Annotated in this window: 19 protein-coding genes; 13 read left to right on the forward strand and 6 right to left on the reverse strand. The window is 70.0% G+C overall.

What is annotated here, in order from left to right; translation table 11 throughout:
* Window positions 1-144 precede the first annotated feature (144 nt).
* The 9 genes from QTI68_RS12825 to pdeM all read left to right on the forward strand — a co-directional run bounded on the left by QTI68_RS12825 (window position 145) and on the right by pdeM (window position 11,983).
* Entirely contained in the window at window positions 145-1,314 is a 1,170-nt protein-coding gene (locus QTI68_RS12825; protein ID WP_286522272.1) for an ROK family protein, read from the forward strand.
* A complete protein-coding gene (locus QTI68_RS12830) occupies window positions 1,311-2,801 on the forward strand; it encodes a sugar ABC transporter ATP-binding protein (protein WP_286521906.1) in 1,491 nt (496 codons plus the stop codon). Before QTI68_RS12825 ends, QTI68_RS12830 begins: the two co-directional genes overlap by 4 nt.
* The gene (locus QTI68_RS12835) at window positions 2,779-3,798 is read left to right on the forward strand and encodes an ABC transporter permease (protein ID WP_286521907.1); all 1,020 of its coding nucleotides are present in this window, start codon (window positions 2,779-2,781) and stop codon (window positions 3,796-3,798) included. The genes QTI68_RS12830 and QTI68_RS12835 overlap by 23 nt, the downstream gene beginning before the upstream one ends.
* Before the next feature lie 58 nt (window positions 3,799-3,856).
* On the forward strand, window positions 3,857-4,822 hold the full coding sequence (locus QTI68_RS12840) for a substrate-binding domain-containing protein (RefSeq protein WP_286521908.1): 966 nt from the start codon (window positions 3,857-3,859) through the stop codon (window positions 4,820-4,822).
* Window positions 4,822-5,988 carry a Gfo/Idh/MocA family protein gene (locus tag QTI68_RS12845; RefSeq protein WP_286521909.1) on the forward strand — a complete coding sequence of 389 codons (1,167 nt, stop codon included), beginning with the start codon at window positions 4,822-4,824 and terminating at the stop codon, window positions 5,986-5,988. Before QTI68_RS12840 ends, QTI68_RS12845 begins: the two co-directional genes overlap by 1 nt.
* A gap of 93 nt (window positions 5,989-6,081) precedes the next feature.
* Entirely contained in the window at window positions 6,082-7,119 is a 1,038-nt protein-coding gene (locus QTI68_RS12850) for a ligase-associated DNA damage response exonuclease (RefSeq protein WP_286521910.1), read from the forward strand.
* Entirely contained in the window at window positions 7,116-8,762 is a 1,647-nt protein-coding gene (locus tag QTI68_RS12855; protein ID WP_286521911.1) for an ATP-dependent DNA ligase, read from the forward strand. Before QTI68_RS12850 ends, QTI68_RS12855 begins: the two co-directional genes overlap by 4 nt.
* Window positions 8,762-11,275, forward strand: coding sequence for a ligase-associated DNA damage response DEXH box helicase (locus QTI68_RS12860; protein ID WP_286521912.1), 2,514 nt, complete (start codon window positions 8,762-8,764; stop codon window positions 11,273-11,275). The genes QTI68_RS12855 and QTI68_RS12860 overlap by 1 nt, the downstream gene beginning before the upstream one ends.
* Window positions 11,276-11,308: 33 nt before the next feature.
* A complete protein-coding gene (gene pdeM / locus QTI68_RS12865) occupies window positions 11,309-11,983 on the forward strand; it encodes a ligase-associated DNA damage response endonuclease PdeM (protein WP_286521913.1) in 675 nt (224 codons plus the stop codon).
* 18 nt (window positions 11,984-12,001) lie between these two features.
* Here pdeM and QTI68_RS12870 read toward each other — a convergent pair whose 3' ends face one another.
* Genes QTI68_RS12870 through QTI68_RS12880 form a run of 3 tightly spaced genes read right to left on the reverse strand, consistent with a single transcriptional unit; the run spans window position 12,002 to window position 14,104 of the window.
* Window positions 12,002-12,517 carry a TPM domain-containing protein gene (locus tag QTI68_RS12870; RefSeq protein ID WP_286521914.1) on the reverse strand — a complete coding sequence of 172 codons (516 nt, stop codon included), beginning with the start codon at window positions 12,515-12,517 and terminating at the stop codon, window positions 12,002-12,004.
* Between the two features lie 2 nt (window positions 12,518-12,519).
* Window positions 12,520-13,491, reverse strand: coding sequence for a TPM domain-containing protein (locus QTI68_RS12875; protein ID WP_286521915.1), 972 nt, complete (start codon window positions 13,489-13,491; stop codon window positions 12,520-12,522).
* A gap of 16 nt (window positions 13,492-13,507) precedes the next feature.
* Entirely contained in the window at window positions 13,508-14,104 is a 597-nt protein-coding gene (locus QTI68_RS12880; protein WP_436411553.1) for a LemA family protein, read from the reverse strand.
* Window positions 14,105-14,149: 45 nt separating this feature from the next.
* On the opposite strand from QTI68_RS12880, the gene QTI68_RS12885 reads away from it, so the two are divergent.
* From QTI68_RS12885 to QTI68_RS12900, 4 genes are read left to right on the forward strand one after another with little or no spacing between them, the layout of a single operon-like run.
* Entirely contained in the window at window positions 14,150-14,905 is a 756-nt protein-coding gene (locus QTI68_RS12885; protein WP_286521916.1) for a hypothetical protein, read from the forward strand.
* Window positions 14,906-14,951: 46 nt separating this feature from the next.
* Window positions 14,952-15,404 carry a YybH family protein gene (locus tag QTI68_RS12890; RefSeq protein WP_286506421.1) on the forward strand — a complete coding sequence of 151 codons (453 nt, stop codon included), beginning with the start codon at window positions 14,952-14,954 and terminating at the stop codon, window positions 15,402-15,404.
* 8 nt (window positions 15,405-15,412) lie between these two features.
* Window positions 15,413-16,387, forward strand: a complete 975-nt coding sequence (locus QTI68_RS12895; protein WP_286521917.1) for a YheT family hydrolase — start codon at window positions 15,413-15,415, stop codon at window positions 16,385-16,387.
* Window positions 16,388-16,418: 31 nt separating this feature from the next.
* Window positions 16,419-16,955, forward strand: coding sequence for a DUF2946 family protein (locus QTI68_RS12900; RefSeq protein WP_286521918.1), 537 nt, complete (start codon window positions 16,419-16,421; stop codon window positions 16,953-16,955).
* A 43-nt stretch (window positions 16,956-16,998) separates the two neighbouring features.
* On the opposite strand, the gene QTI68_RS12905 is transcribed toward QTI68_RS12900, so the two are convergent.
* From QTI68_RS12905 to QTI68_RS12915, 3 genes are all read right to left on the reverse strand, one after another.
* Complete coding sequence (locus QTI68_RS12905) at window positions 16,999-17,613, reverse strand: c-type cytochrome (protein WP_286521919.1); 615 nt, start codon at window positions 17,611-17,613, stop codon at window positions 16,999-17,001.
* Window positions 17,614-17,713: 100 nt separating this feature from the next.
* Complete coding sequence (locus QTI68_RS12910) at window positions 17,714-19,123, reverse strand: efflux transporter outer membrane subunit (protein ID WP_286521920.1); 1,410 nt, start codon at window positions 19,121-19,123, stop codon at window positions 17,714-17,716.
* On the reverse strand, window positions 19,116-22,277 hold the full coding sequence (locus QTI68_RS12915; RefSeq protein ID WP_286521921.1) for an efflux RND transporter permease subunit: 3,162 nt from the start codon (window positions 22,275-22,277) through the stop codon (window positions 19,116-19,118). The genes QTI68_RS12910 and QTI68_RS12915 overlap by 8 nt, the downstream gene beginning before the upstream one ends.
* Window positions 22,278-22,281 lie beyond the last annotated feature (4 nt).

Below are 22,281 nucleotides of genomic sequence, written 5' to 3' on the forward strand. Positions count from 1 at the left end.
ATTTGGTCGAAGATGGGACTTGTTTGGCTGAAGCCGCGACCCTAGTATTCGCCATCGTTCCGGCCGGCCCCGGCCAGGCGCGACAGAAGAACGAATACCGGAGACAAGCACTTGGCCCCCTGGAGCCGATTGACCGCGGACGAGATGCAGCTGCTGGAGACCACCTTCTGGTCGGCCGGCGGGTCGCGCCACGGCATGGCCGAACAGCTCGGCTTCTCCAAGAGCAAGACCAACGCGCTGATCGCCGGATTGGTGGAGCAGGGCCTGCTGGCCGAAGCCGGCCTGCAGCGCTCGTCGGGCGGACGCCGGCCCGAGAACCTCCAGCTGCATGCGGGCCTGGGCGTGGTGGTCGGCATCGACATCGGCGCCACCAGCGTCGACGTGGCGGTGCTCGGTCCCGACCTGGCCGTGCTGGCCCACCATGGCGAGCCGGCGGACGTGCGCGAGGGCCCGGGCGTGGTGCTGGCGCGGGTGCGGGTGCTGGTGCGCGAACTGCTGTCGCGTGCGGGTTTCGCGCCGCGCCAGGTGATCGGCATCGGCATCGGCGTGCCCGGCCCGGTCAATTTCGAGATCGGCCAGCTCGTGAATCCGCCGTTGATGCCGGCCTGGGACAGCTTCTCGATCCGCGACTACCTGCGCGAGGAGTACGCCGCGCCGGTGTTCGTCGACAACGACGTGAACCTGATGGCGCTCGGCGAGCTGTGGCGGCTGCGGCGCTCGCTCACCAACTTCCTGGTGATCAAGGTCGGCACCGGCATCGGCTGCGGCATCGTCTGCCACGGCGAGGTCTACCGCGGCGCCGCCGGTTCGGCCGGCGATGTGGGCCACATCTGCGTCGACCAGGAGGGCCCGCGCTGCCATTGCGGCAACCTGGGCTGCGTCGAGGTGATGGCGGCCGGCCCGGCGATCACGCGGATGGCGATGGAGGCGGCCATGGCCGGCGAGAGCGCCGCGCTGGCGGAATGCCTGCGTGCCCAGGGCCGGATCGACGCCATCGATGTCGGCGAGGCCAGCCGCGCCGGCGATGCCTCGGCCAATGCGATCGTGCAGCGCGCGGGCAGCCTGATCGGCCAGATGCTGGCGTCGATCGTCAATTTCTTCAATCCCTCGCATGTGTTCATCGGCGGCGGCATCACGCGGATCGGCCCGCTGTTCCTCGCCGCAGTGCGCCAGAGCGTCTACCAGCGCTCGCTGGCACTCTCGACGCGTCACCTCGAGATCCAGTACACGCCGCTCGGGGCGCAGGCCGGGCTGATCGGCGCCGGCGCGCTCGCGATGCACGAGACGCTCAAGGTGCGGGGGGTGGCGCCATGAAGAGCGTGTCGGTCTCGTTCGAGCAGGTGCGCAAGTCCTTCGGTCCGGTGCAGGTGCTGCACGGCGTGACATTCGCGCTCGAGCCCGGGCGGGTGTACGGCCTCCTGGGCGAGAACGGCGCCGGCAAATCGACGCTGATGAAGATCCTGGCCGGCTACGAATCGCTCACCGAGGGCACGCTGCGCGTGAACGGCGAGGCGCGCCATTTCGCCAGCTCGCGCGATGCCGAGGCGCTGGGCATCGTGCTGATCCACCAGGAGTTCAACCTCGCGGAAGACCTCAGCGTGGCGCAGAACATCTTCCTCGGGCATGAAAAGAAGAAGGGCTGGCTGCTCGACGACGCCGCGATGGAGCGCGAGGCGGCGAGCGCGTTGGCCGAGGTCGGCCTCGACGTCGACCCGAGGACCAAGGTGCGGCGGCTGATCGTGGCCGAGAAGCAGCTGGTCGAGATCGCCAAGGCGGTTTCGCGCCATGCCCGGCTGCTCATCATGGACGAGCCGACGGCGACGCTGACGCCCGGCGAGACCGAGCGCCTGTTCAAGCTGATCGCGCAGCTGCGCGCCGACGGCGTGACCATCGTCTACATCTCGCACAAGCTCGACGAGGTGGAACAGGTCACGGACGAGGTGATCGTGATGCGCGACGGCCGCTTCGTGACCCGGGCGCCGACCGCCGAGGTCACGCGGCAGCAGATGGCGAACCTGATGGTCGGGCGCGAGCTCGCCGACCTCTATCCGCCGCGCGACGTGGTGGTCACCGCGACGGAACCGGCGCTGCGGGTGCGTGATTTCGTCGTGCCGGGCTGGGCCCGGGACGCGAACTTCGACGTCCGTCCCGGCGAGATCCTCGGCTTCGCGGGCCTCGTCGGCGCCGGGCGCACCGAGCTCTTCGAGGGCGTGCTGGGCCTGCGCCCTGCGAGCGGCTCGGTCGAGATCGACGGCCACGTGCGCAGCTTCCGCAATCCGCGCGACGCCGCCCGCCATGGCCTGACCTACCTGAGCGAGGACCGCAAGGGCAAGGGCCTGCACGTCAACCTGGGCCTGCGCCAGAACCTCACGCTGATGGCGCTGGAACGCTATGCGCAGCCCTGGCTCAAGCCCGACGCCGAGCGCGCCGCGCTGGCCGAGGCAGTGAAGGACTACGGCATCCGCACCGGCGACCTTGACGCCCGCGCCTCGTCGCTGTCGGGCGGCAACCAGCAGAAGCTGGCGCTGGCCAAGGTGCTGCAGCCGCAGCCCAAGGTGGTGGTGCTCGACGAGCCGACCCGCGGCGTCGACGTCGGCGCCAAGCGCGACATCTATTTCCTGATCCAGCGGCTGGCCCGGCAGGGCTTGGCCGTGATCGTCGTCTCGTCCGAGCTGATGGAGCTGATCGGACTCTGCCACCGCGTCGCCGTGATGCGTGCGGGCAAGCTGGTCACCACGCTCGACGCCGAACATCTCACCGAAGAGGAGCTCATCGCCCATGCCACCGGAACAGCTCCCTAGCACCGACACACAGGCCGCGCACCGCCCGGTCGTCCAGCCGCGCTGGACCGAGCGCCTGCATGGCTTCGGTCCGGTCATCGGGCTGGTGCTGCTGTGCATCGCCGGCACCTTGCTGAACGGCGATTTCGCCACGCTCGACAACGCGATGAACGTGCTCACTCGCACCGCCTTCATCGGCATCATCGCGGTCGGCATGTGCTTCGTGATCATCTCGGGCGGCATCGACCTGTCGGTCGGCTCGATGGCCGCGCTGATCGCCGGCTGCGTGATCATGTTCATCAACGCGATGGGCCCGGCGCTGGGCTCGCCGCTGCTCGCGGTGGTCCTCGGCGCGGTGCTGGCCGTGGTGCTCGGCGCCGTGTTCGGCCTGGCGCACGGCCTGCTGATCACCAAGGGGCGGATCGAGCCCTTCATCGTGACGCTCGGCACGCTGGGCATCTTCCGGGCCTACCTGACCTACTTCGCGGACGGCGGCGCGCTGACCCTGGACAACGAGCTGTCGGACCTCTATGCGCCGGTGTATTACGCGAGCCTGCTGGGCATTCCGGTGCCGGTGTGGGTGTTCTTCATCGTCGCGGTGATCGGCGGGCTGATCCTCAACCGCACCGCCTACGGGCGCTACGTGCAGGCCATCGGCTCGAACGAGCAGGTGGCGCGCTACGCGGCGGTGGGCGTCGACAACGTGAAGATCATGACCTACGTGCTGCTGGGCGTGTGCGTCGGCATCGCCACCTTGCTGTATGTGCCGCGGCTCGGCTCGGCCTCGCCCACCACCGGCCTGCTGTGGGAACTCGAGGCGATCGCGGCGGTGATCGTCGGCGGCACGGCGCTGAAGGGCGGTGCCGGCAGCATCACGGGCACCGTGATCGGCGCGATCCTGCTGTCGGTCATCAGCAACATCCTGAACCTCACCAGCATCATCAGCGTGTACCTGAACGCCGCGGTGCAGGGCATCGTGATCATCGTCGTGGCCTTCCTGCAGCGCGGCAAGCGCTAGGGGCCGAATTCGCTTTCCCGTCCGTTCCACTTCTTTTTCACAACAGGAGACAAGCAGCATGACTTCCCTCACTCGACGCCTGGCGCTCGGCGCCATCGCCGCCGCGAGTATCGCGGCCTTCCCGGTGCTGGCCGCCGCCGAGACGGTCAACCTCGGCGTGTCGATCCCGGCCGCCACGCACAGCTTCATGGGCGGCATCAACTACTGGGCCAACCAGGCCAAGAAGGACCTCGAGAAAGAGCACAAGGACCTGAAGATCACGATCAAGACCGCGGCCAATGCGCCCGAGCAGGCCAACCAGCTGCAGGACCTGTCGACCGTGACCAAGATCAACGCCCTGGTCGTGTTCCCGTTCGAGTCGGCGGCGCTGACCAAGCCGGTGGCCCAGGTCAAGGCCAAGGGCGCCTACGTCACGGTGGTCGACCGCGGCTTGACCGACACCAGCGCGCAGGACGCCTACGTGGCCGGCGACAACACCGCCTTCGGCAAGATTCCGGCCGAGTACATCGCCAAGAAACTGGACGGCAAGGGCAACGTGGTGGCGCTGCGCGGCATCGCGACCACGCTGGACAACGAGCGCATGGACGCCTTCAACAGCGTGCTCAAGAACTACCCCGGCATCACCTTGCTGGACGCCAAGTACGCCAACTGGAACCGCGACGATGCCTTCAAGGTCACGCAGGACTACCTGACGCGCTTCAAGAAGATCGACGCCATCTGGGCCGCCGACGACGACATGGCGGTGGGCGTGCTGAAGGCGATCGAGCAGGCCAAGCGCGACGACATCCTGGTGGTGTTCGGCGGTGCCGGCGCCAAGGGCATGGTCAAGACCATCATGGACGGCAAGGACCCGCGCATCCAGGCCGACGTGAGCTACTCGCCGAAGTTCATCTACGACGCGATCAAGCTCACGGCCGAAGCCCGGCTGAAGGGCGAGAAGCTGCCGGCGACGACGATCATTCCGTCGGTGCTGATTACCAAGGACAACGCGAAGAGCTTCTACCACCCCGACTCGCCATTCTGATGTCTTCGCAGACCTCTGGCCGCAAGCTGCGCTACGCGATGGTCGGCGGCGGGCGCGACGCCTTCATCGGCGCGGTGCACCGCAAGGCGATCGCGCTCGATGGGCAGATCGAGTTGGTGGCCGGCGCGCTGTCATCGAGCGCCGAAAAGGCGCGTGCCTCGGGGCGCGACCTGTTCCTGGCCGACGATCGAAACCATGGCGACTGGCAGGCGCTGCTCGATGACGAATCGAAGCGCCCGGAAGAAGAGCGCATCGACTTCGTCTCGATCGTCACGCCGAACCATGTGCACTACCCCGTGGCGCAGGCCTTCGTCGACGCCGGCTTCCACGTCGTCTGCGACAAGCCGCTGGTGCATACGCGCGACCAGGCCGATGCGCTGGTCGCGGCCGTGGCGCGCCGGGGCACGGTGTTCGGCGTCACCTACAACTACACCGGCTACCCGATGGTGCGGCAGGCACGCGAGATGGTGCGCGCGGGCGAGCTCGGCGAGATCCGCAAGGTGGTGGTCGAATACAACCAGGGCTGGCTCGCGACCCGGCTCGAGGGCGAGGGCAACAAGCAGGCGGCCTGGCGCAGCGATCCCGCGCGCAGCGGTGCCGCCGGGGCCATCGGCGACATCGGCTCGCATGCGGAGAACCTGGTGGCGACCGTCACCGGCCTCGAGATCGAGAGCCTCTGTGCCGACCTGAGCGCGCTGGTGCCCGGGCGGCCGCTCGACGACGACGGCAGCCTGCTGCTGCGATTCCGCGGCGGCGCGCGCGGGGTGCTGATCGCATCGCAGGTCAACACCGGCCTGGAGAACGACTTGCGGCTGCGGGTCTCGGGCACGCTCGGCACGCTGATCTGGCGGCAGGAGCAGCCGAGCGAGCTCGTGCACTTCCCGCACGACGGCCCGAAGCGCATCTTCACGCGCGGCGCGCCTTGGCTGTGCGAGTCGGCGCGGCGCGCGAGCCGCTTGCCGAGCGGGCACCCGGAGGGCTTCATCGAGGCCTTCGCCAACGTCTACGGCGGGGTGGTCGCGGACATCCGGGCGAGGCTCGCGGGCCAGGCGGCCGATCCTCTCGCGGCCGACTATCCGCGCGTCGAAGACGGTGCGCGCGGTGTGCGGTTCATCGAACGCACGGTGGCCTCGGCGGGCAGCGAGCAGAAATGGACGGCGTGGTAGGGCACCGGGCGCGCGCGTAGGCCCCGGCCCACATCGCGTCGCGCCCGCGTCACGGCGCTGCCGGCCCTTGCGCGGCCTACCATGGCGGCAACCATGGTCACTGCGCCGCCCACGTCCTCCGGCGACCTCGTCGTCGCCCGCCCCGAAGGCCTCTACTGCCCGCCGGGCGACTTCTACATCGATCCATGGCGCCCGGTCGACCGCGCCGTCATCACCCACGCGCACGCCGACCATGCCCGCGTCGGCCACGGCCACTACCTGGCGCACACCGACAGCGAAGGCACGCTGCGCACGCGGCTCGGCGAGATCACCTTGCAGACCCTGCCCTACGGCGAGTCGATCGTGCAGAACGGCGTGCGCATCTCGCTGCACCCGGCCGGCCATGTGCTCGGCTCGGCCCAGGTGCGGCTCGAACACGGCGGCCGGGTCTGGGTCGCCTCGGGCGACTACAAGACCGAGCCCGACGGCACCTGCACCCCCTTCGAGCCGGTGCCCTGCGACACCTTCATCACCGAGTCGACTTTCGGCCTGCCGATCTATCGCTGGCCGACGCAGGCGGCGCTGTTCGCCGAGATCAACGACTGGTGGCGCGCCAACGCCGAACAGGGCAGGGCGTCGGTGCTGCTCTGCTATGCATTCGGCAAGGCGCAGCGGATCCTGCACGGCGTCGATCCTTCCATCGGGCCGATCGTGGTGCACGGCGCGGTCGAGCCGCTCAACGCGGTGTACCGCGCGGCCGGCGTCGCCCTGCCGCCGACCGTGCGCGTGACCGATCCGGGCGTCGATGCCGCGATGCTCAGGCGCGCGCTGGTGCTGGCGCCGCCATCGGCCCAGGGCACCCCGTGGATGCGCCGCTTCGGCAACTGTTCGGATGCCTTCGCCAGCGGCTGGATGCAGCTGCGCGGCACGCGGCGTCGGCGCGGTGTCGATCGCGGCTTCGTGATGTCCGACCACGCGGACTGGCCCGGCCTGCAGCAGGCCATCGCGGGCACCGGCGCCGAGCGGGTGTTCGTCACCCACGGCAGTGTCGCGGTGCTGGTGCGCTGGCTGACCGAGAACGGGCTCGAGGCCCAGGGCTTCAAGACCGAATACGGCGACGAGGACACGGAGCCGGTCGCGCCTCCGCCATGAAGCAATTCGCCGCGCTCTATCGCGAACTCGACGCGACCACCTCCAGCCTCGCCAAGCAGGCCGCGCTGCAGCGCTACCTGCAGGATGCACCGGCGGCGGACGCGGCCTGGGCGGTGTACTTCCTGGCCGGTGGCAAGCCGCGCCAGCTGGTGCCCGCCAAGCTCTTGCGGCTGCTCGCGCAGGAGGCCGCGGGCCTGCCCGAGTGGTTGTTCGACGAAAGCTATGAAGCGGTCGGCGATCTCGCGGAGACGATCTCGCTGCTGCTCCCGGCGCCGACCGACAGGCACGACACGGGCCTTGCCGAGTGGATCGAGGCGCATCTGCTGCCGCTGCGCAAGACGCCTCCGGACGCCTTGCCCGATACGCTGCGAGCGCAGTGGCAGCGCCTCGCCATCGACGAGCGGCTGGTCTACTTCAAGCTCATCACGGGCGGCTTTCGCGTCGGCGTGTCGAAGCTGCAGGTCACGCAGGCGCTGGCCGCGGTCGGCGCGCTCGATCCCAAGCGCGTGGCCCAGCGGCTCATGGGCTACACCCACATCAGCGGCCAGCCGACGGCCGCCGACTATGCGGCGCTGATCTCGCCCGAGAGCACCGGCGAGCGCGACCAGAAGACCAGCGGCCAGCCCTATCCCTTTTTTCTGGCCCATCCGTTCAATCTGCCACTCGATCAGTTCGATGCCGCCCTGGGTGCGCCTTCGCAATGGATCGTCGAATGGAAGTGGGACGGCATCCGGGCCCAGCTGGTCAAGCGCGCGGGCCAGGTCTGGCTCTGGTCGCGCGGCGAGGAGCTGGTGACCGATCGCTTCCCCGAGCTCGCCGTGATGGGCGATGCATTGCCCGACGGCACGGTGCTCGACGGCGAGATCGTGGTCTGGCGCGAGGACCGCGTGCAGCCCTTCGCCGAGCTGCAGAAGCGCATCGGACGCAAGACGCTGGGGCCGAAGCTGCTGCGCGAGATCCCGGTCGTGCTGCTGGCCTACGACCTGCTCGAATGGCAGGGCCGCGACCAGCGCGCCATGCCGCAGCAGGCGCGCCGCGTGTTGCTCGACGACCTGCTCGCCAGCGTGCAGCATCCGTCGCTGATCGCGAGCCCGATGTTGCACGGCGACGAGTGGCCGGACCTGGCACGGCAGCGCGAGGCGGCGCGTGCCATGGGCGTCGAAGGGATGATGCTCAAGCAGCGCGACGCCCACTACGGCGTCGGCCGCACCAAGGACGTCGGCACCTGGTGGAAATGGAAGATCGACCCGCTTTCGATCGATGCGGTGCTGGTCTACGCGCAGCGCGGCCATGGCCGCCGCGCCAGCCTCTACAGCGACTACACCTTCGCGGTCTGGGACGGGCCGCCCGAAGCGGCAGAGCGCAAGCTCGTGCCGTTCGCGAAAGCCTACTCGGGCCTCACCGACGCCGAGATGGCGAAAGTCGACGCGGTGATCCGCAAGACCACCATCGAGAGCTTCGGTCCGGTGCGCAGCGTGCGTCCGACGCTGGTGTTCGAGCTCGGTTTCGAAGGCATCGCGCGCAGCACGCGGCACAAGAGCGGGATCGCGGTGCGCTTCCCGCGCATGCTGCGCTGGCGTGAGGACAAGACCGTCGAAGACGCCGACACCCTGCAGATGCTGGCGGCGCTGCTGCCTTCGTGATGGCGGCGAAACAAGCGCTCGATGCCTGGTTCGCGGCGCGTGGCTGGAAAGCCTTCAAGTTCCAGCGCGCCGTCTGGAAGGCGGTGGCGCAGGGCCGCTCGGGCCTGTTGCACGCGACCACAGGGGCCGGCAAGACCTACGCCGTCTGGCTCGGCGCGCTGCTGGCCTTCGCGTCGCCGCCGCAAGGTTCCGGCGGCAAGCGACCACAAGCCCCGCCGCCGCTCACGGTGCTGTGGCTGACGCCGATGCGCGCCCTTGCCGCCGACACGCTGCGTGCCCTGCAGCAGGCGCTCGACGCCGCCGGTGCCGAGATGCACCCGTGGAGCGCTGGCGCACGCAGCGGCGACACCGGCTCGGCGGAGCGCAGCGCGCAGAACCAGCGCCTGCCGACCGTGCTCGTCACCACGCCCGAGAGCCTGTCGCTGCTGCTCGCGCGCGCCGATGCGCGCGAGGTGCTCGGCACGCTGCGCATGGTGGTGGTCGACGAATGGCACGAACTGCTCGGCAACAAGCGCGGCGTGCAGGTGCAGCTGGCGCTGGCGCGCCTGCGGCGCTGGAACGACCGGCTCTGCGTGTGGGGCATGTCGGCCACGCTCGGCAATCTCGAAGAGGCGATGCGCACCCTGCTGGGCGACGAGCCGGGCCTGCTGGTGCAGGGCGACGTGCCGAAGAAGCTGATCGTCGACTCGCTGCTGCCGGGCCGGGCCGAGCGCTTTCCGTGGGGCGGCCACCTGGGCCTCACGATGCTGCCGCAGGTGATCGAGGAAATCGCCGCCAGCACCACCACGCTGGTCTTCACCAACACCCGCTCGCAGTCCGAGATCTGGTATCAGGCGATGCTCGAGGCGCGGCCCGACTGGGCCGGACAGATCGCGCTGCATCACGGCTCGCTCGACCGCACGGTGCGCGAGTGGGTCGAACGGGGCCTGAAGAACGGCGAGCTCAAGGCGGTGGTCTGCACGTCGAGCCTCGACCTGGGCGTCGATTTCCTGCCGGTCGAGCGCGTGCTGCAGATCGGCTCCCCGAAGGGCGTGGCAAGGCTGCTGCAGCGCGCGGGCCGCTCCGGCCATGCGCCGGGCCGGCCATCGCGCATCACGCTGGTGCCGACGCACAGCATCGAGATGGTCGAGGGCGCCGCGGCGCGCGCTGCGATCGCGGCCGGCCACATCGAATCGCGCAGCTCGCCCGAGCAGCCGCTCGACGTGCTGGTGCAGCACCTGGTCACGGTGGCGCTTGGCGGCGGCTTCGTGCCCGACGCGCTCTACGACGAGGTGCGCAGCACGGCCGCCTATGCCGCGCTCTCGCGCGACGGCTGGCAGTGGTGCCTGGACTTCGTCTCGCAGGGTGGCGCATCGCTGGCCGCCTACCCGGACTACCGGCGCGCGGTGCCTGATGCCGAGGGCGTCTGGCGCGTGCCCGATGCGCGGCTGGCGCGCCGCCATCGCATGAACATCGGCACCATCGTGAGCGACGCCAGTCTGTCGGTGCAGTACCTGGGCGGCGCGAAGATCGGCAGCGTCGAGGAGGGCTTCGTGGCGCGCATGAAGCCGGGTGACTGCTTCCTCTTCGGCGGCCGCCTGCTTGAACTGGTGCGCATCCACGACATGACCGCCTGGGTGCGGCGCGCCAGCGGCAAGCGCTCTGCGGTGCCGCGCTGGAACGGCGGCCGGATGCCGTTGTCGAGCACGCTGGCCGATGCGGTGGTGCAGCAGCTTGCCCTCGCCGACGAAGGCCGCTATGAGACGCCCGAACTGCAATGCGTGCGTCCGCTGCTCGAGATCCAGCAGCGCTGGTCGGCGCTGCCCACAACCGATACGCTGTTGGCCGAAGTGCACAAGTCGCGCGAGGGCTGGCACCTGTTCCTGTATCCGTTCGCGGGCCGGCCGGTGCACCTCGGGCTGGCGAACCTGGTCGCCTGGCGCGTCGCGCAGCACCGGCCGCGCACCTTCTCTATCGCGGTCAACGACTACGGCTTCGAGCTGCTCAGTGCCACCGAGGTCGACTGGCCGACCCTGCTGCCGCAGGTGCTGGTGGCCGGGCACGACGCCGAGGCCCATGATGCGATCGCGCATGACGACGAGCGCACGGCGCTGCTGCACGAGGTGCTGGCCTCGCTGAACGCCACCGAGCTCGCGCGCCGCCGTTTTCGCGAGATCGCGCGGGTCTCTGGCTTGATCTTCCAGGGCTATCCGGGCGAGAAGCGCAGCAACAAGCAGCTGCAGGCGTCGTCGTCGCTGTTCTACGAGGTGTTCCGCAAGTACGACCCCGCCAATCGGCTGCTGCAGCAGGCCGAGGCCGAACTGCTGGCGCAGGAGCTCGAGATCGGCCGCCTGCGGGCCAGCCTGGCGCGCATGCGTGCTCAACGGCTGGTGCTGCGCACGCTCGCCAAGCCCACGCCCTTCGCGTTTCCGCTGATGGTCGAGCGATTTCGCGAGAAGCTTTCGAACGAGAGCGTGGCGGACCGCATCGCGCGCATGGTGCAGCAGTTCGAAAGCGCGGCCGCGGGTCGTTGAAGCCGCCGCGCCGCTTTCTAGGAAACTCGAACCGTGACCTCGCCGCTCGCTGCCTGCCGGATCGAACTGGCCGGCGAAACCATCGAACTGCTGCCCGAACGCGCACTCTGGTGGCCGGCTGCCGGCGTGCTGTTCGCGGCCGACCTGCACCTTGGCAAGGCGGCCACCTACCGTGCGCTGGGCCAGCCGGTCCCCGGTGGCACCACGCAGGAGAACCTGGCGCGGCTCGACCGCCTGATCGAGCGGCTGGCGCCGCGCGAGATCGTTTTCCTCGGCGATTTCCTGCATGCGGCGCAGGCCCGAACGGCCGCTCTGCTGGCGGCGGTGGAGGCCTGGCGCGACCGCCACGCCGCGCTGGCCTGCACGCTGGTGCGGGGCAATCACGACCGCCGCGCCGGCGACCCACCGGCCGCGCTGCGCTTCCGACTGGTCGACGAGCCGTATCGGGTCGGCCCCTTCGCGGCCTGCCATCACCCGCAGCGCCATCCGACGCATTTCGTGCTGGCCGGCCATCTTCACCCGGCCTGCAGGCTGCATGGCCGCGGCCGCGACAGCCTGCGCATGCCCTGCTTCGTGCGCGAGGGCGAACAACTGATCCTGCCCGCCTTCGGCGAATTCACCGGCGGCTGGCAGGTGGAGCCGACGCCCGGGCGACGCTTCTACGCGGTCGGCGGCGACGGTGTCTGGGCGCTTCCCGGCGTCGCCTGACGAGAGGCTGCCGGCGACCTAAAGCACCACCGGCGCGTCCGGCAGTTCGTTGCTGTCCGCGTGGCCCTCGGCCAGCGGAAAGTGCGCGACCAGCAGCGCCGAGACTTCTTCCAGCGCCTGGGTCAGCCCGTCCTCGAAGCGCCCCTCGCGAAAGGCGGCGCCCATCCGCTGCGCCAGGGCCGCCCATTGCGCGTCGTCGACCCGCGCATCGATGCCGCGGTCGGCGACGATCTCGATCGCGTGCTCGGCCAGCAGCAGATAGATCAGGACGCCGTTGTTGTGCTCGGTGTCCCAGACGCGCAGCTTGCCGAACAGCATGATGGCGCGCTCGCGCGCCGGCGCATCCCGCCACAGGTAGGACAGCGGCAGGCCGGCCTCGACGCAGATGCGGATCTCGCCCGTGTGGCGCTTTTCGCTGGCCGATACGCGGCGCGTCAGGCGGTCGAGCAGGTCGGCCGGCAGCGCGCGGCGCAGGTCGGCTTCGTCGGTCCAGCGATGGCGCCAGATGCGGGCAAGGCGTGCGTACAAGGCCATGGCTACCAGTCTCCCGAGGCGCCGCCGCCGCCGAAATCTCCACCGCCGCCGGAGCCGAAACCGCCGCCGAAGCCACCGCCCCCACCGCCGCCGCCGCCACGAGAAGATCCGCCACCCCAGCCGCCCAGGCCGCCGGCGCCCAATCCGCCGCCCAGGCCGCCGCCGAAACCACCGCCGCCGCGCCGGCCGATCGTGGGCCCGGCACCGAAGGCGGTCGACAGCAGCGTGAAGAGCAGGGCGCCCAGCGCGGCCAGCACCGCGATCACGAGGCTGGATGTCAGCACCATCACCACCACGCCGGTCAGGCCGCCGAGCGCCAGCGAGCCCGGGATCTTGCCCAGGATGCGGCGGGCGATCGGGCCCCCCACGAGCACCACCGCGAACAGGAAGATGCCCAGGTCCTGCCAGTTGAAGCCGCTGCCGCCGCGCGGCGCCTCGCCGAAGTCGCCGCCGCGGGCGTCGACCTCGGGCAGGGCCTCGCCGTTGACGCGGGCGATCAGCTGGTCGGCCGCGGCATCGAGGCCGCCGGCGAAATCGTTCTGGCGGAAGCGCGGCTTCATCGCCTCGTCGATGATGCGGGCCGCGGCCAGGTCGGGCACCGCGCCTTCGAGCGCCTTGGCGACCTCGATGCGCATCTTGCGGTCGTCCTTGGCGACCACCACCAGGATGCCGTCGCCGACCGCCTTGCGGCCGATCTTCCAGGCGTTGCCGACCCGGTTGGCGTAGCTCGCGATGTCCTCGGGCTGCGTGGTCGGGACCATCAGCATCACGATCTGCGAGCCCTTCTTCTGCTCGAAGGCCTGCAGCTTGGCGTCGAGCGCGCTGCGTTGCGCGGCGCTCAAGGTGCCGGTCTGGTCGATCACGCGGGCGTCGAGCGCGGGCACCGGCAGCAGGCCCTGCGCCCGCGCGCCCAGCAGCGCCGCCGCCATCAGGAGGAGGGCCGTCAGTGCCTGCCGGATGCGGGCCGCCGTCATCGCCTGGCTGCCGCGCCTACTTCTTCGGGGCGCTGAAATCGACCGTCGGCGGCGCCGAGATCTGGGCTTCGTTCTGGACCGTGAAGTTGGGTTTGGGCTGGTAGCCCATCACCTTGGCCGTCAGGTTGGTCGGGAAGCTGCGGGCCAGCACGTTGTACTCCTGCACCGTCTGGATGAAGCGGTTGCGCGCCACCGTGATGCGGTTCTCGGTGCCCTCCAGCGTCACGCGCAGGTCGCGGAAGGCCTGGTTGGCCTTCAGGTTCGGATACTGCTCCGACACCGCCATGAGCCGCGACAGCGCGCCCGACAGCTCGCCCTGCGCCTGCTGGAAGCGCGCGAAGGCCTCGGGGTTGTTGAGCGTCTCGGGCGAGACCTGGATCGAGGTCGCCTTGGCCCGCGCCTCGATCACCTTGGTGAGCGTCTCCTGCTCGAAGTTGGCTTCGCCCTTGACCGTGGCGACGATGTTGGGCACCAGGTCGGCGCGCCGCTGGTATTGGTTGAGCACCTCGCTCCAGGCCGACTTGCTGGCCTCGTCGAGGCGCTGGAAGTCGTTGTAGCCGCAGCCCGCGAGCGACAGCGCCGCGATCAAGATCAGTAGCCAGCGTTTCAACATGTCCGAGCCCTCTCTGTGCGAAGTCGGCAAAGGTAGCATAGAAGGATGGCGCCCGATCCGCTCCAGGCCCTGCAGGCCGCGAACCGGCGACCCTTCGATGGCCGGCCGTCGAAGGGCGCACTGTTGATCGCCGGCGCCACCGGCGTGCTGGGCCACGAACTGGTGCGGCGGCTCGCGGGCCGACATCGCTTCGACCATACCTACGTGCTCGCGCGCGAACCCATCCGCGACGGCCTGGCCGGCGTCGAGACCGTCCAGGTGCCGGACCTGCCGATGGCGCAGTGGCCGCCGGTGGCGGCCCGCACGGCGCTGGTGCTGTTCGAGCCGCCGCGGCTTTTCTACGACCGCGAACGGGCGCTGTGGACGCCCGAGCCGGCGCAGCTGCCGGCGCTGGCTGGCTGGCTGCGGTCGTGCGGCGTCGAGACGCTGGCGGTGGTGCTGCCGCACGACCAGGGCCGGCTGCCCGAGGCGCTGAAGCGCGGCCTGGCCAGCCTCGACGAGCAGGCGGTGGTGGCGCTGGGCTTCGAGCGCGTGCTGCTGGTGCGCTCGGCGCAGAAACCGGTGGCGCGGCGCCTGGCCCATCCCGCCGAGCGGCTGGCGGCCTGGATGCTGTCGATCGCCCGTTTCATGGTGCCGCCCAGCGAGCAGCCGGCGCGGGCCTCCAAGGTGGCCGAGCTGGTCGACGTCGCGCTGGCGCTGGCGCCGGCCGGGGTGCACGTGGCGGCGCCCGAACTGGTCTGGCGCGCCACCCAGGGCGAGCTGCGCTCGGTGGTGCAGGGCTGGGTGGCCGCCGGCCCTTGAGGCGGCGCGCGACCGAGGCAAAATCGCTACTTCCGGCAGCACCACCATGTCCACCAAAGCCAAACTCCGCGCCAGCACCATCGGCGGCACCGCCGACGATGTCGAAGCCGCCTTCTACGAAGCCCTGCAGCGGGGCGACGTCGACGCCCTCATGGATTGCTGGGCCGACGAGGAAGAGGTGTTCTGTGTCCATCCGGGCGGCCCGCGCCTGGTCGGGGCCGAGGCGATCCGCGCCGCCTTTGAGCACATGTTCGGCAACGGCGCCATCCAGGCCACGCCGGCGCGGGTGCGCAAGGTCGAATCGCTCGCCAGTGCGGTGCACAACGTGCTGGAGCGCATCGAGGTGCTGACCGCCGAGGGGCCGCGCCATGCCTTCGTGCTGGCCACCAACGTCTATCACCGCACGGCACAGGGCTGGCGCATGGTCGCCCACCACGCGAGCCCCGGCAGTGCGCACGAGCCCGGCGACGCCAGCGAGGCGCCGCAGACGCTGCATTGACCGCGGCCATGCAGTACGTCGCCCCACGCTGGCTGCCCGGCGGCAACCTCCAGACCATCTGGCCCGCGCTGTACGCGCGGCGTGCCGAGGCACCGTTGCCGGCCTACCGGCGCGAGCGCTGGGACACGCCCGACGGCGACTTCGTCGATGTCGACTTCCTGGATGCCGCGGTGGCCGGTCCGAAGCCGCTGCTGGTGCTGTTTCACGGCCTCGAGGGGTCGTCCAGCAGCCACTACGCCGAGGTCTTCGGCGCCTACGCCCATGCCCGGGGCTGGGACTATGCCGTGCCGCATTTCCGCGGCTGCAGCGGCGAGCTCAACCTGGCGCCGCGGGCCTACCACTCGGGCGACTTCGAGGAGATCGGCTGGATCCTGGCCCGCCTGCGCGCACAGCGCGACCCGGCCCAGCCTCTGCTGGCGGCGGGTGTCTCGCTCGGCGGCAATGCGCTGATGCGCTGGGCCGAGGAGGCCGGGTCCGAGGCCGCCAAGGTGGCCAGCGCGGTCGCCGCGATCTCCGCCCCGCTGGACCTCGCGGCCGGCGGCGCCGCCATCGGCCGCGGCTTCAACCGGCTGGTCTACACGCGCATGTTCCTCTCGACCATGAAGCCCAAGGCGCTGGCCAAGCTGGCCCAGCACCCGGGCCTGTTCGACCGCGAGAAGCTGCTCGCGGCGCGCGACCTGTACGCCTTCGACGATGTCTTCACCGCACCGCTGCACGGCTTCCGAGGCACCGACGACTACTGGTCGCGGGGCTCGGCCAAGCCGCACCTGCACCGGATCCGGATCCCGGCGCTGGTCGTGAATGCCGTCAACGACCCGTTCGTGCCGGCTGCGAGTCTGCCGCGCCAGGGCGAAGTCGGCAGCCACGTGACGCTCTGGCAGCCCGCTCACGGCGGCCACGTGGGCTTTCCGCTCGGTGCACCCCCGGGCCACGTGCGGGCCATGCCCGAGCGCGTGGTGGCCTGGCTGAACGACCACCTCTGAGGCACCGCCCCGCACGGCGCAAAATGGCGCCATGGATGAGATCGTTCTGAAGGCCCTTGCCAAGTGGCCCAACGTGCCGCACTGCTACGGCTGGCTGGGGCTCGACGCCCGCGGCAACTGGTTCCTGCGCGACGACCGCACCCAGGCCCTGGGGCCGTTCAGCCAGGCCAGGGGCTCGCAGCTGCGGCACGACAAGCTGATCGACTTCATCCAGCGCAACTACGAACACGACGACCAGGGCCAGTGGTTCTTCCAGAACGGGCCCCAGCGGGTCTACGTCGAGCTCGAGGCCGCGCCGTGGATCTGGCGGGTGTCGGAGGATTTGTCGGTCCGCTCGCATTCCGGTCTGCCGATCGAGCCCGCGGGCTGCCTGCTCGACGGCGAAGGCCGGCTCTACCTGGTGGCGGACATCGGCCTCGGCCTGGTCCATACGCAGGATGTCGGTCTGGCGGCCGAGGCGATCGAGCAGGGGCGATGGGTCCCCGAGGATGTCCGCGCCGAAGACCTTCCGGCCCGTTTCGGCCATGTGCTGAGCCCGTCCGCCGGCCAGCCGTCGCGCCGGCCATGAAAAAAGCCCGCATCGCGCGGGCTTCGGGTCGGGTAGCGGTGGCTTACTTGCCGCTGGCCACCGCAGGGGCCGCATCGGCCGGGGCTGCGCCTTCGGCCGCCGGGGCCGCGGCCGGACGGTCGGGCACCGGGAAGGTGGCGCCGCCTGCGTTGGCCATGTAGACCACCGCGCGACCGATCTCGATGTCGTCGAAGTCGCCGCCGCCCTGGGCCGGCATCGCGCCCTTGCCCTTGAGCGCGTGCTCGACCAGCGTGGCGTAGCCCTGACCGATGCGCGGGCCCCAGGCTGCGGCGTCGCCGTAGTGCGGCGCGCCCGGGATGCCCGGCGCACCGTGGCAGGCCACGCACTGGGCCTTGAACACGGCCTCGCCGGTGGCCAGCGGCCGGTTGGCATCGCGGATCTCGATCGAGCCGACCTTCTTCAGGCGGTCGGCGATGTCGCGGTCGCGGGTGTCCTTGGAGACGCCGTACAGCGACATGCTGTCGCCTTGCACCGAACCCGAGGGATGGGTGCCCGAGACGACGAACGACACGAGGCCGACAATGATCAGGATGGGAGCGATGAAGGAGAAAAAGACCGCGAGCAGCAGTTGCTTCGGATTCTTGATCGGGCCGGTGTGGGCTTCTTCTTTGGCCTGGTAGTGCGGGTCGTCGCTCATTGCGTCCTCAGTATCGGGGGCTTTATTCGGATCAACGGCGGATTATAGAGAGGCCCCCGGACCCGGCCGCCTCAGGCCGGACCCGGGGCGTCCCGCGGCCCTACCTGGTGGCCCAGCCGCCACCCAGGGTCTTGTAGAGCACGACCTGGTTCTGGAGGCGCTGCTGCCGGATCTGGGCGGTCGCGAGCTGCGAGGTGAACAGCGAACGCTGGGCATCCAGCAGGTCGAGCCCACTGGCGACGCCACCGCGATAGCGCATGTCCGACAGCTGGAAGCGGGTTTCCTCGGCCTTGGCCTGGGCCACCAGCGCGCGCAGTTCCTCGTCGTAGGTGGCGCGGCCGGCCAGCGCGTCGGCGACCTCGCGGAAAGCCGACTGGATCGACTTCTCGTACTGCGCCACCGCGATCTTCTGTCCGGCGCGGGCGGAGTCCAGGTTGGCCTGGTTGGCGCCGGCATTGAAGATCGGCAGCGTGATCTGCGGCGCGAAGGCCCAGGCCTTCGTGCCGCTGCTGAACAGGTTGGAGAACTCCGAGCTCGTGGTGCCGATCGAGGTGGTCAGCGTGACCCGCGGGAAGAAGGCGGCGCGCGCGGCACCGATGTTGGCGTTGGCCGCGATCAGCTGCTGCTCGGCGGCGCGGATATCGGGCCGCTCGGTCAGCAGGTCGGACGGCAGGCCCGCCGGCAGCTCCGGCATCGGCGCCAGCGCCTGCAGTCCCGCGGCGGCGCCGATGATGGTCTCCGGCGGCACCGGGGCGCCGAGCAGCAGCGCCAGCGCGTTCTCGTCCTGCAGCCGCAGCCGCTGCTGCTGGGCGTAGGTGGCGCGCGCGGTCTCGGCCTGCGCCTCGGCGAAGCGGTAGTCGATCTCGGAAGCCACGCCGTTGTCGAAGCGCAGCTTGGTCAGCTTGAGCGAGTCGTCGCGCGTGACCATGGTGCGGCGCGTGATCTCGAGCGCCTCGTCGTCGCCGAGCACCGCCAGCCAGCCGTTGGCCACGGAGGCGATCAGGCTGATCTGGGTCGCCTTGCGGGCTTCCTCGGTCGCCAGGTACTGGGCCAGCGCGGCATCCTTCAGGCTCGCCACGCGGCCGAAGAAATCGAGCTCCCAGGCCGTCACGCCCAGGCCCACCGAATAGACGGAGCTCACGCCGTCGCCGACCAGCGACGGACGCTGGCGCGTGCCGCTCGCGCTGGCGTTGAGCGCCGGGTACAGCGCCGCGCGCGTGATCTGGAACTGCGCCCGCGCCTGCTCGATGTTGAGGATCGACACCTGCAGGTCGCGGTTGTTCGTGAGCGCGAGGTGGATCAGCTGCTGCAGCCGCGGGTCGGTGAAGTAGTCCTGCCAGGCCACGGTCGCGGCCGGCGGCTGGCCGGGCGCGGTCGGCGCCGCCGCCGCGTTCGGGAAGGTGGCCGGCACCGGGGCCGCCGGGCGCTCGTAGGTCGGGATCAGCGAGCAGCCCGCCAGCATCAGGGCGGCGGCGCCTGCCAGCGCGGTGGTGATGAATCGCTTAGTCATGTTTTTCTTCCTCGATGCCGGCGGCCTGGGCGTGCCGCTTGTCGGCCTCGTGCTGTCGGGCGCTGCCCTTGAAGAATCCGCGCACGACCACGAAGAACACCGGCACGAAGAACACCGCGAGGGTGGTGCCCGTGATCATGCCGCCGAGCACCCCGGTGCCGATCGCGCGCTGGCTCGCCGAGCCCGCGCCGGTGGCGAAGGCCAGCGGCATCACGCCCAGGCCGAAGGCCAGCGAGGTCATGATGATCGGCCGGAACCGCAGGTGCGCGGCCGCCAGCGCCGATTCGACGACGCCCTTGCCCTGCGCCTGCAGGTCCTTGGCGAACTCGATGATCAGGATCGCGTTCTTCGCCGACAGGCCGATGATGGTGATCAGCCCGACCTGGAAGTACACGTCGTTGGAGTAGGCCCGCAGCATCGTCGCCAGCAGCACGCCCAGCACGCCCAGCGGCACCACCAGGATCACCGCCAGCGGGATCGACCAGCTCTCGTAGAGCGCCGCGAGGCACAGGAACACCGCCAGGATCGCGAAGCCGTACAGGATGATGGCCTGCGAGCCGGCGAGCTTTTCTTCCCGCGACTGGCCGGTCCATTCGTAGCCGAAGCCGGGCGGCAGCTGCGAGGCGAGCTTTTCCATCTCGGCCATCGCCGCGCCGGTGCTATAGCCCGGCGCCGCGTCGGCGCTGATGCGCATCGCGGGATAGCCGTTGTAGCGCACGGTCTGCTGCGCGCCGGTGATCCAGCGCGTGGTCGCGAAGGCCGACAGCGGCACCGGCTTGCCCTGCGCATTGGCCGCATTCAGCTTGAGCAAATCCTCGGGCTGCATCCGCGCCGGGGCGTCGGCCTGCACCACCACGCGCTGCAGGCGGCTCTGGTTCGGGAAGTCGTTGACATAGCTCGATCCGAGCGCGGTCGACAGCGTCGCGTTGATCGCATCGAAGGTCACGCCCAGCGCATTGGCCTTGTCGCGGTCGATGTCGATCTGCAGCTGCGGTGCGTCCTCGAGCCCGTCGGGCCGGGTCTGCGTCAGGATCTTGCTCTGCGACGCCATGCCCAGCAACTGGTTGCGGGCGTTGACCAGCGCCTCGTGGCCCGCGCCGGAGCGGTCCTGCAGGCGGAAGGTCACGCCGCTGGCATTGCCCAGTTCGGGAATCGGCGGCGGGCTCAGCGGGTAGATGAAGGCATCGCGGACGCCCGACAGCGCACCGAAGGCACGGCCTGCCAGGGCCGAGGCGGATTCGCCCTCGCCCTTGCGTTCGTGCCAGTCCTTCAGCGTCACGAAGGCGAGGCCGGCGTTCTGGCCCTGGCCCGAGAAGCTGAAGCCCATCACGCCCACCATGCTCTGCACTTCAGGCTGCTTGAGGATGAAGGCCTCGACCTGCTTCATGACGTCGAGGGTGCGCTCCTGGGTCGCGCCCGGCGGCAGCTGCACGTTGACGATGATGTTGCCCTGGTCTTCCTGCGGCAGGAAGGAGGTCGGCACCCGCAGGTAGGCGATCACCACGACGCCGATGATGGCTGCGTAGATCACCAGGTAGCGCAAGGCGCGGCGGAGAATGCGCGCCACCAGGCCCTCGTAGCCCTTGGCGGTGCGCGAGAAGCCGCGGTTGAACCAGCCGAAGAAGCCGGTCTTTTCGTGGTGGTGGCCGGCCTCGACAGGCTTCAGCAAGGTCGCGCACAGCGCCGGCGTGAGCGACAGCGCCATGAAGGCCGAGAAGCCGATCGACGCCACCATCACGGCCGAGAACTGGCGGTAGATGTTGCCGGTCGAGCCGGCGAAGAAGGCCAGCGGCACGAACACCGAGATCAGCACCACGGTCACGCCGATGATGGCGCCCGAGATCTGCTTCATCGCTTTGCGCGTGGCCTCCAGCGGTGGCAGCCCTTCCTCGCTCATGATGCGTTCGACGTTCTCGACCACCACGATGGCGTCGTCCACCACGATGCCGATCACCAGCACCATGCCGAACATCGTCAGCACGTTGATCGAGAAACCCAGCGCCAGCAGCACGCCGAAGGTGCCCAGCAGCGCGATCGGCACCACGATGGTCGGGATGATGGTGTAGCGCCAGTTCTGCAGGAACAGGAACATCACCAGGAACACCAGCACCACGGCCTCGACCAGCGTCTCGGCCACCTGCGAGATCGAGATCTTGACGAAGCGCGAGCTGTCGTACGGGATCTCCCACTTCACGCCCTGCGGGAAGAAGCGCGACAGCTCCTCCATCTTGGCGCGCACCAGCTTGGCCGATTCGAGCGCGTTGCCGCTGGGCGCCAACTGGACGCCGATACCGACCGCGGGCTCGCCGTTCAGGCGCGCCGAGGTCGAATAGGCCTGGCCGCCGAGCTCGATGCGGGCGACGTCGCGCAGCCGCACGGCCGAGCCGTCGGTGTTGGCGCGCAGCACGATGTTGCGGAACTGCTCGACATTGGTGAGCTGGCCGTTGACCACCACCGTGGCCGCGATCGCCTGGCCGGCCACGTTCGGCAGGTCGCCGATGGTGCCCGAGGCCACTTGCGCGTTCTGCCCCTTGATGGCGTTGGTGACGTCGCTCGACGACAGGTTGAAGCCCTGCAGCTTCGCCGGGTCGATCCAGACCCGCATCGCCCGCTCGGTGCCGAACAGCTGCGCCTGGCCGATGCCCTTGATGCGCTGCAGTTCGGGCACGACATTGCGCGAGGCATAGTCGCCCAGCGCGATCGGATCGAAGGCCGGGTTGTCGGAGGAAAGAATCGTGAACAGCAGGAAGTTGGAGCGCGACTTGTCGACCCGCACCCCCTGCTGCGTCACCGCCGCGGGCAGCCGCGGCGTGGCGCGCGAGAGCCGGTTCTGCACGTCCACCTGCGCCAGGTCGGCGTCGGTGCCGGGCGCGAAGCTGATCGTGATCGCGCCGGTGCCGTCGGCCTGCGCCACCGACTCCATGTAGATCATGCCGGGCGAGCCGTTCATCTCGCGCTCAATGACCGACAGCACGCTGTCCTCGAGCGTCTGAGCGGAAGCGCCGGGGTAGGCGGCGTTGATGACGATGGCCGGCGGGGCCACCGGCGGGTACTGGGCGATCGGCAATTGCGTGATCGCCACGCCGCCCACCACGAGGATGAACAGTGCGATCACCCACGCGAAGATCGGACGGTCGATGAAGAACTTGGCCATGCGG

Origin of the sequence: Variovorax sp. J31P207 (assembly GCF_030316965.1) — a bacterium.
Classification (GTDB): domain Bacteria; phylum Pseudomonadota; class Gammaproteobacteria; order Burkholderiales; family Burkholderiaceae_C; genus Variovorax; species Variovorax ginsengisoli_B.

Coding starts and splice junctions, on each gene's coding strand:
- QTI68_RS12895 (WP_286521917.1), top strand. CDS start 15,413: ATGCAGTACGTCGCCCCACGCTGGCTGCCCGGCGGCAACCTCCAGACC.
- QTI68_RS12885 (WP_286521916.1), top strand. CDS start 14,150: ATGGCGCCCGATCCGCTCCAGGCCCTGCAGGCCGCGAACCGGCGACCC.
- QTI68_RS12830 (WP_286521906.1), top strand. CDS start 1,311: ATGAAGAGCGTGTCGGTCTCGTTCGAGCAGGTGCGCAAGTCCTTCGGT.
- QTI68_RS12850 (WP_286521910.1), top strand. CDS start 6,082: ATGGTCACTGCGCCGCCCACGTCCTCCGGCGACCTCGTCGTCGCCCGC.
- QTI68_RS12910 (WP_286521920.1), bottom strand. CDS start 19,123: ATGACTAAGCGATTCATCACCACCGCGCTGGCAGGCGCCGCCGCCCTG.
- QTI68_RS12845 (WP_286521909.1), top strand. CDS start 4,822: ATGTCTTCGCAGACCTCTGGCCGCAAGCTGCGCTACGCGATGGTCGGC.
- QTI68_RS12855 (WP_286521911.1), top strand. CDS start 7,116: ATGAAGCAATTCGCCGCGCTCTATCGCGAACTCGACGCGACCACCTCC.
- QTI68_RS12880 (WP_436411553.1), bottom strand. CDS start 14,104: ATGTTGAAACGCTGGCTACTGATCTTGATCGCGGCGCTGTCGCTCGCG.
- QTI68_RS12890 (WP_286506421.1), top strand. CDS start 14,952: ATGTCCACCAAAGCCAAACTCCGCGCCAGCACCATCGGCGGCACCGCC.
- QTI68_RS12915 (WP_286521921.1), bottom strand. CDS start 22,277: ATGGCCAAGTTCTTCATCGACCGTCCGATCTTCGCGTGGGTGATCGCA.
- QTI68_RS12825 (WP_286522272.1), top strand. CDS start 145: ATGCAGCTGCTGGAGACCACCTTCTGGTCGGCCGGCGGGTCGCGCCAC.
- QTI68_RS12835 (WP_286521907.1), top strand. CDS start 2,779: ATGCCACCGGAACAGCTCCCTAGCACCGACACACAGGCCGCGCACCGC.
- QTI68_RS12870 (WP_286521914.1), bottom strand. CDS start 12,517: ATGGCCTTGTACGCACGCCTTGCCCGCATCTGGCGCCATCGCTGGACC.
- QTI68_RS12860 (WP_286521912.1), top strand. CDS start 8,762: ATGGCGGCGAAACAAGCGCTCGATGCCTGGTTCGCGGCGCGTGGCTGG.
- QTI68_RS12900 (WP_286521918.1), top strand. CDS start 16,419: ATGGATGAGATCGTTCTGAAGGCCCTTGCCAAGTGGCCCAACGTGCCG.
- QTI68_RS12875 (WP_286521915.1), bottom strand. CDS start 13,491: ATGACGGCGGCCCGCATCCGGCAGGCACTGACGGCCCTCCTCCTGATG.
- QTI68_RS12840 (WP_286521908.1), top strand. CDS start 3,857: ATGACTTCCCTCACTCGACGCCTGGCGCTCGGCGCCATCGCCGCCGCG.
- QTI68_RS12905 (WP_286521919.1), bottom strand. CDS start 17,613: ATGAGCGACGACCCGCACTACCAGGCCAAAGAAGAAGCCCACACCGGC.